This is a genomic window from Mesorhizobium sp. M7A.F.Ca.CA.004.04.2.1, assembly GCF_004022825.1.
Taxonomy (GTDB): domain Bacteria; phylum Pseudomonadota; class Alphaproteobacteria; order Rhizobiales; family Rhizobiaceae; genus Mesorhizobium.
This window is the reverse complement of the sequence record NZ_RZPH01000296.1, coordinates 1-5927: the sequence shown is the minus strand read 5'-3', so window position 1 is coordinate 5927 and position 5927 is coordinate 1. Positions and strand designations below refer to the sequence as shown.

Annotated in this window: 1 protein-coding gene; it reads right to left on the bottom strand. The window is 63.8% G+C overall.

Annotated elements, in window-relative coordinates; all coding sequences use genetic code 11:
• The coding region (locus EN893_RS15100) for an LEPR-XLL domain-containing protein (protein WP_128361621.1) at positions 1-5927 on the bottom strand (5927 nt) is incomplete at both ends.

The following is a 5927-nucleotide window of genomic DNA, read 5'->3' as shown; positions in this document are numbered from 1 at the left end:
GTTTGCACCGATGCGAGCCGTCGTTGTCTCGGTCAGCACCGTCACAGCGACCGAACCGGCGACCGCCGCCTGCGCGGAAGCAGCGCCGGCGGCTGCGATGATCAGCACGTCATCGGTGGAAATCGCCGATACGGAGAGGCCGTTTGCGCCACCGGTGACCACGTCGGCGTCGCCATAGAGCTCCGCCTTTACATCGTCGAGATGGACAAACACCGTTCCGGAAATACCGATGCCGGCGCTTTGGCCGAACGCCGCCGCGCCAGCCAGCAGGAACACGTCCGCGTCGCCGGTCGCCGTCACGGAGACATCTCCGCCGGCGCCCAGATGCGATTTGTTCAGCGTGCTGCCGGCCTCGACGAAGGCCTGGGTCGATGTGTCGAGGTAAAGCACGCCGACCGATGCCGCGACGCCGGCCGAGCCGCCGGCGCTGCCGCCGAACGTCGCCGCGATCGAGGTGATGTCGTCGAAGGAGTCGGCATTGATGATGATGTTGCCGGCAGTCGTATCCAGATCCGCGCCACCACCCATCCAGGCGCTGGTGTTGCGCGTGATCACCTGCACGTCCAGGCCGATGCCGACGCCGGCATTGCCGTTCAGCGTGAGGCCGATGCCGCCCGCCCCGCTGACCACGGTCAGCAGGTCCGTCGCCTCGATCTTGATGCCGGTTCCGGCTTCGAGGTCGGAGTTGTCGTTCACCGACGCGTGCGTCTCCATGAAGATCACGTTGACGCTGGACGAGCCGCCGACGGCAAAGCCGCCCGACGCACCGGCGATGCCGGCGGCGAAGCTGGTGACGGCCAACGAGCCGATGACCGGCAGGTCTTCCGAGATCGGCAGCAGTTCGGCATGCGAGGTGACGTTGATCGCGCCCTGCGCTTCAGCGTCGAGATTGATGCCGGTCTGCGCCTTGGTGTTGAGATCGTTGACGATGTTGACGGTGACCGCGATACCCACGCCGCCACCGCCGCTGCCGGTGCTCAAAGCCGCACCGCCGGCCAGGTTCTGCATTTCATTGAGACTGACGGCGCCGATCTCGATATTGCCGGTGTTGGCGTCGAGATCGACATTGTCGCCGACCGATGCCAGCGTGTCGACATCAAGATAGTTGACGCCAACCGAGCCGCCGACCGCGGTGTTTTTCGACACTGCGCCGGAAAGGGCGCGCGCCTGGAACGTGTTCTTTTGTCCATTGCCGGTCGCGGCGCGGACCTCGATCGATCCGGCGGTCAGATCGGCGTTTGAACCGATCATCGCATTGTTGTCCAGCAGCACGATGTTGAGGCCGATCGCCGCGGCAACGCCGGTGTTGGAACTGGTGTTCGTGGACGTCGCTGTGGCCAATGCCCGCGCGTCGGTCGTGCTGATCGCCTCGACCTTCATCGCGCCTGTGCCGGCGATCGTCACATCGCCGGCGATCTGCGCCTGGTTGTCCGCATCGAGGAAGTTGACGGCGATCGTCGCTGCCACATTGGTGCCGCCGGAGCCGTTGCCGCCCTGCGTGCCCTTGCCGGTCTGCGCATTGCTGTTGCTGTCGGCCTGGCCAAGGCTGCTGCCGCCGCTCTGCGAGGGCGTCTTGGTGCCGCCGCTCTGGTTCTTGGCCATCTCGGTCTGGTTGGTCGTCTCCTGATCGGAGCTGGCACTGTCCGTTGTGCCATCGGACTTCTTGGTGGATTGGCCCTTCGAACTCGCCTTGGACTCTGCCTTGGTGTCGAGCATCGAGGTCGCGGTGATCGTCACCGTGCCGACGTTCTGGAAATTGCGGCCGAGGAAAGCGTCGTTGGTGACTTCGCCGATATTCAGCGCGATCGACGCGCCAACGCCGACGCTGCTGCCGGCGGCTTCGCCATCGGCAAGCGTGTGAACCGTACCGGTGTGCGACGCTTGCGCGGCCAAATTGCCCGTCAGCGTGATCGTTGCGCCGCCGCCGGTGCCGATGTGCGCATCCGTGTCGTTGTCGAAATAGGCGACAGCGATCGCGCCCCCGATGCCGGTTGCGCCCTCGGCGCCGGCCTTGGCCGTCGTCGTCAGCGTATCATTGGATGTCGCGGTGACGGTGAAATTGCCGGTCGTCCCGCTAACCGTCTCGCCGTTCTCGATGCCGGCAAACGTGGTGTTCAAGCCGATGCCGAGCGCGATCGACGCGCCGACGCCGACGCTGCCCGAGCCGCTTCCGGCCCCGGAGGAGGTCGCCGTCGTTGTGGTTACAGTCGTGTTGATCGCCGTGAGCAGAACATTGCCGCCGGTCAATGTAACCGTCGCGGCGCCGCTTGCTGGCTGATCGGCATGGTCGAGACCAATCACGCCAAGCGTGTCGGTATCGGCGAAGCTCAGCGCGAACGAACCGGCCACGCCGATATCGCCGCCGCTGGCGCCGGAGGTCGACTCGGCGCCGAAACGATGCGTCACGTCACCGCCGACGTTCTTCATCTTGGCTTCGGCTTTCACCCCGTCGGCCGTAATGATGCTGCCAGCCCCGATCGACGCCTCGTTGCGCATCGTCGCGATATTGATCGCCACTGCGACACCGACAGCGGTGCCGCTGTCGCTCGTCTTTGCGGTGCCATCGGCTTTCGCCGTCGCGTCCATATTGTTGGACGATTGTAAATTGAGTTCACCGACGCCAGCGCCATCACCGGCAACAACCGTGCGCCCGTCATTGATCGACGCCACCGCCAGTGACGACGAGACATTGAGGGCAAGCGCTGCCGCGACGCTGACATCGCCGCCGCCGCTTCCACCTGAACTGTTGGCCGATTTGCTGGCGCTGTCGCCATCATTCGACTTGCTGTTGGCCAGACCGACTTCCTTGTCCCGTTGCTCGTCGGCCTTGGTGTTGCCGTCCTCGTCTTTCTCGGCGCCAGCGGCACTCGCAATCGACTCCGCCTTGCTGGAACCGTCATTGGCGGCCGACAGACTGATCGATCCGTTCGAACGAAGATTGCGGTTCGATGTCGAGAACGCACGGTTGTCCACGAAGGCAAGCGCGATCGCCGCGCCGATTGCCGTCGAGCCGATGGCATCCCCATCGGCCAGCGTCGTGCTCACGCCGTGATTGCTGGCGCTGGCCGACAAATTGCCGGTGATGTCGAGTTCGCCGCCGGAACCGATTGACGACTCGGTGTTGTTGTCGATGACGTCGATCGCCACCGCACCGCCGATGCCAACATCGCCGCCTTCCGCGCCCGCTTCTGCCTTGGTGGCAGCTGTATGGTTGCCGGTCGCAATCATGGTGATAGCGTCGCCGGCAACGATGGTCGCGTTGTCGCGGATCGACGCCGAGGTGGAATTGTCGACGATGGTCAGGGCGACCGAACCACCGATGCCGAGTTCGCCCGCGGCGCCGCTCGCGTCGTCGGGAACCGCATCGGTCACGACGTTGGTGGTGGAGTTGGCGGTGAGCGACAGATCCGCGCCATTCAGATTGATCGAGGCGTTTGCCGCGACGTCGGCGGAAGCCTCGGTGATGACGATATTGATGGCGAGCGAACCCGCGACCTGCGTCTTGGAGCCCTCGCCGGCGCCGGAAGTCGCCTGGGCGATGAAGCTGTCGCCGGCCGCAATCGTGGCGCTCAATGACACCGCGCTCGCCGACAGCGACGAGGCGCCGCCGAGATAGCTACGCGTCGTGACGTCGGCGATGCTCAGCGCTACTGCAACGCCGATGCCGGTAGCGCCGTTGGAGGAAGAGTTCGTGTTGGTGCCGTCCGCCGTCGCCGTCACCTTGTCCGTCGATTGCGCGGTCAGCGTGATCGCGCCACCGGATGTGAGGGTGGAGGCCTGAACGAAGGCTTCGGTGGTCGGCCGATAATCCGACACCGTCACCGCGCCGGCAAAGGTGATATCGCCGCTGCTGGTCGTCGCCTTGTCGGACGTGATGCCGTCCTTATTGGGGTCCTTCAGGCGCTCCTCGGATTCGTTGTCACCGCCCGCACTTTGGTCCGATCCGCCTGCCGTCGACTTGGCGATCGTCGTGATATTGCTGATCAGCGTTGCGCCGAGCGCGATCGAATTGGGTGTATCGCCGGCATTCGCGCCAATCGTCGAACCGCCCGAGACATTGGCGCGGGTCGTCGCATTGACTTCTGAAACCGCAACGCTTGCGCCCTTGCCGCCGCTACCGCCATCGGCCTCGGTGGTCATCGTCAAGTTGCTGGTTGCAGTCAGCGACACCGCGCCCGAGACGCTGAGCACGCTGCCCGCGAGCACTTCGGTGATCGCGTCGCTGACCAGAACGGTGACGGAAACCGCTGCATCCTTCTTTTCATCGTTGTCGGAACCGGCGTCGGACTCGTCCTTCGCGGTCAGCGTGACGGTTACGGTGCTCGACGCCGACAGGCTGGCCGCGGTCACATTGGTGCTGCTGAACTTGACCCGCGCTTCGGGCAGGATCGTCGCGATGACACCCGCGAGCGGCCCAACTTCGAAAGTCTCAGCCTCGACATTGGCGGTCGCGGTTGCAGTGAATTGAGCCGCGCCCGTCACGATGATCGTGGCGCCGCTCAGGTCGATGATCGCCTCCGGGGTCGCGAAATACGCGCCACCCGTGATTTTTCCATCGTCCGCCGCCGCTGCTGTCAGGGTCATCGAACTGGCGTTTATGGTGCTGGAAACGCTGATCTTCTCGGCATTGACGGTAACTGCGCCGGCAGTCAGCGTCCCGGAGATCGTCACCTCGTCCTTGCCGTCCTGGCCATTGATGATGAGTGCGGTTGAACCGAGGTTCACCGCATTGATCGTCAAGGTATCCTTTGAAAGAATCGGAATGCCCAGATCATCGCCGAGATTGATGGTCAGGCTGGTGCTGGGTTTGTTGAAAGTGATCGACTCGAATGTCGAAATAAGAGAATCCGACGACAGCGTCAGCGTCGCGCCATTGTCGGTCAGAGTCGCTTCATCGTCGGCATTGCTGGTTGTGATGACCCGGTCCGCGACGACACTGTTGTCGATGATCGGTTCGAGCCCGTCATAGCGGAGCACGACACCGTCACGCGTGATTGTGCCCGACGTCTGGCCAGTAGCTGCATACTTCACCGAGGCGAAGGTGCCGCCGTCGAGAACCATGCTGTCGAAGCCAGCGTCGCCGCCAGCCATGACGCCACTCAATCTTCCGGCCGCACCAACAAAAAAGGTGTCCTCGTTGCCAGCGGAACCGATCAGGTTCTCGACCGTAACGAAGGACACCCCAGCAACATCACCTGAACCCTCGCCAGTGAGATGCCAGTCGGTGTCCCGCGGGGGGCCGACCACGGCGTCGCTGCCGGCGCCGCCGCTCAACACCACCCTGCCAGCCAAAGCAGGGTCGATCTCGCGCAGCACAAAGCTGTCGTCGCCCGCGCCCGCGTCAACGGTCAGCGAGACCGCCGGAGTTGCGAACTTGTAGGCGATCAAATTGTTAAATGTTCCAGCGTCAAGCACCGACAGACCGTCATTGGAATCATCTGAACTGCCGATGCGGATCACCCGCGCTTGCCCGGAAGTGTCGGCATAAATGCGCTGGCTGGCCGTCGTATCGTCCTCGACCGCGCCGACGTTTGCCAGGCCAATGCTATGGGTCAACGCTCCGGCTTGCGCGGTAATGCTACCTGACAGGCCGGTGTCGGTCGCCAGCCGCACGGCGTCGAAGCTGCCGCCGGTCATGGCAAGCGTGTCGTTGCCGGCACCACCGTCGAAGCGCACGTCGAGCGCCGCCAGGAAGTTTTCGCCGAAGTCGATGGTGAGTTTGTCGTCGGCGTCGGTGCCGCGCACCACGATATAGTCGATCTGCTGCACGTTGCGCTGGTCGATCAGCGTGTCCGACTTGTTGTCATAGATCTGGATCGCCTGGATCAGATTGTCATAGCGCAGCGAATAGTCGGCGCCGGCCAAGTCGTTCATGTCGACTGCGAAAGGCAAGATGTCGGCCGACAGCAGATAACGCGGTTCAAGCG